Below are 2,465 nucleotides of genomic sequence, written 5' to 3'. Positions count from 1 at the left end.
CGGAAGTTAAGCTCTCTAGCGCCGATGGTAGTTGGGACCTTGTCCCTGTGAGAGTAGGACGTCGCCAAGCAACTTTAAGACGAGTCAGAATGACTCGTCTTTTTTGTGTTTTATAACTTCTTTTCAAAGCTAAATATTTTGAAGTGCTTCTCGCTTTTCAAAAAGGTTTTTGAGTACGTAGCTATATAAGTTTTATTCAATTTCTTTCGTGATTCTTTATATGTAATTTAAGATTTTCTATTTTATTTCTTAAAGATAGGATTCATCAGTGTGTTAAAATAGTACAGTTGTTTTTGATGTACTTTAATATAAGAAGATTTAAGTTAGAAAAGGAGATAATATGAAAAAGATAAGTATAATTACTATAGTAGTCTTAGTCCTGCTAGTAATCGTGTATATGTTAGTTGGGAATTATTTTTATAACTACGCGTTAAATGCGAAACAAGAAAAAGAATTTTTGCAAGATAATCCTCATTTAGTAGAAACGGTAAATGCGTCGGGAGATGTATTGGCTGCAAATGAAGAAAAGAATGCAAACTTCGTATCGAAGTATAAACCTAACACATTAACTATACGTTCTTTCGATAAATTAAATTTAAAAGGTTATGAATATATGAATGAACCATCCAGTCATAAATGGGCAATTGTAGTTCATGGATACAATGGTAGAGCATCAGAAATGACGAAATATGTTCGTAACTTTTATGAACAAGGCTATAATGTCATAGCACCAGACCTTCGTGGACACGGAAATAGTGAAGGGGATTATGTTGGTATGGGCTGGCATGATCGTAAAGATGTTTTGATTTGGATTCAACAAATCTTGAAGAAAGACCCTAATGCTGAAATAGCTCTATTTGGTGTTTCAATGGGCGGGGCAACTGTAATGATGACTTCAGGAGAAGATTTACCTTCTAATGTTAAAGTTATTATTGAAGATTGTGGATACTCAACTGTTATTGATGAATTTACTTATCAACTAAAAGATTTATTCCATTTACCGAAGTTTCCTGTTATGAATGCGGCAAATACGGTTACTAAATTAAGAGCTGGTTACGATTTAGAAGAGGCTTCAGCTGTAAAACAAGTAGCGAAAAGTAAAACACCTATGCTGTTCATTCATGGGGATGCTGATACATTCGTTCCTTTTGAAATGTTAGATGAAGTATATAATGCTGCAAAAGTAGAAAAAGAGAAATTAATTGTTCCAGGTGCTGGACATGGAGAAGCGGAGAAAGTAGATTCGAATAAATATTGGAATACTGTATGGAAGTTCGTAGGGAAGTATATTCCGGCATAATTAAAGTTGTTGCATATATATAGACGATAATCGGAGGGATAATAGTTAATCCTTTTGATTATCGTTTTTTTGTTAATTAGGTATTCTGCTATAAGTGTGTTTTTGTATGTACTATATGAAGGAGATAGAGCAAAAACTTTTGAATTCCTTAATCTCAGTGCTACAATGATTGAAAACTAAATGTTAATGAGGTGTTTTTATGAAAATTGAAGTATGGTCGGATTTTGTATGCCCATTTTGCTATATTGGGAAACGTAGATTAGAGATGGCTTTAGAGCAATTTCCACATAAGAAGGATGTTGAAGTTGAGTTTAAAAGTTTTGAATTAGACCAAAATGCTCCAATCTATTCTGGAACAAGTATTAATGAAGTACTTGCATCAAAGTATGGAATTAGTATTGAAGAAGCTAAGCGTAATAACGTACAGTTAGGAAATCATGCAGCTAGTATGGGTTTAAGTTTTAATTTTGATGAGATGAAGCCGACGAACACGTTTGATGCGCATCGTCTTGCGAAGTTTGCAAAGAATCAAGGGAAAGAAAAAGAGATTACAGAAAATTTACTTTTTGCATATTTCACTGAATCGAAAAATTTAAGCGATGTGGATACACTTGCTACCATCGCTGAAGCTTCAGGTTTAGATAAGCAAGAATCTTTAAAGGTTATTAATGATAAAAATGCGTATGCAAATGATGTTAGAATTGATGAAGCGATTGCTCAGCAATATCAAATTTCGGGAGTGCCTTATTTTATTATTAATCAAAAGTATGCTATTTCAGGTGCACAACCACTTGAAACTTTTGTTGGTGCACTTCAGCAAGTGTGGGAAGAAGAGAATCCTGCACCTAAGTTGCAAGAACTTTCTTCAGAGGGTGGAAGCGATCTTTCTTGTACTGATGGAAGTTGTTCGGTGCCGTCGAAAGAACAATAGTTTTTATGGTAGAAGAGCACCCCATAGATTGTTCTGTGGGGTGCTTGTATATAACTATAGAAGAAATACATAAGTGAAATCTATAAAATATAAAGTTTTTTAAAAAACGTATTGACGATTATACTTTAGAGGTGTAATATAGAACAAGTCGCCGATGACATTAACGTCGAAAGCGACAAACGAAATGAAAAACTTAGTTGACATTGAAAGATGAAAATGTTAACATAAGGAAGT

2 protein-coding genes are annotated in these 2,465 nt (G+C 33.8%); both read left to right on the top strand.

What is annotated here, in order from left to right:
- Nucleotides 1-340 precede the first annotated feature (340 nt).
- Complete coding sequence (locus MR107_RS29655) at nt 341-1,300, top strand: alpha/beta hydrolase (protein WP_000723974.1); 960 nt, start codon at nt 341-343, stop codon at nt 1,298-1,300.
- Nucleotides 1,301-1,499: 199 nt separating this feature from the next.
- On the top strand, nt 1,500-2,231 hold the full coding sequence (locus MR107_RS29650) for a DsbA family oxidoreductase (RefSeq protein ID WP_065223797.1): 732 nt from the start codon (nt 1,500-1,502) through the stop codon (nt 2,229-2,231).
- The last annotated feature ends 234 nt before the right edge of the window (nt 2,232-2,465 follow it).

Source organism: Bacillus cereus group sp. BfR-BA-01441 (assembly GCF_022663075.1).
In the GTDB taxonomy this organism is placed as follows: domain Bacteria; phylum Bacillota; class Bacilli; order Bacillales; family Bacillaceae_G; genus Bacillus_A; species Bacillus_A cereus.
Note: the sequence above shows the minus strand (reverse complement) of the source record. Positions and strands in the feature narration are given on the sequence as shown.

Coding starts and splice junctions, on each gene's coding strand:
- MR107_RS29655 (WP_000723974.1), top strand. CDS start 341: ATGAAAAAGATAAGTATAATTACTATAGTAGTCTTAGTCCTGCTAGTA.
- MR107_RS29650 (WP_065223797.1), top strand. CDS start 1,500: ATGAAAATTGAAGTATGGTCGGATTTTGTATGCCCATTTTGCTATATT.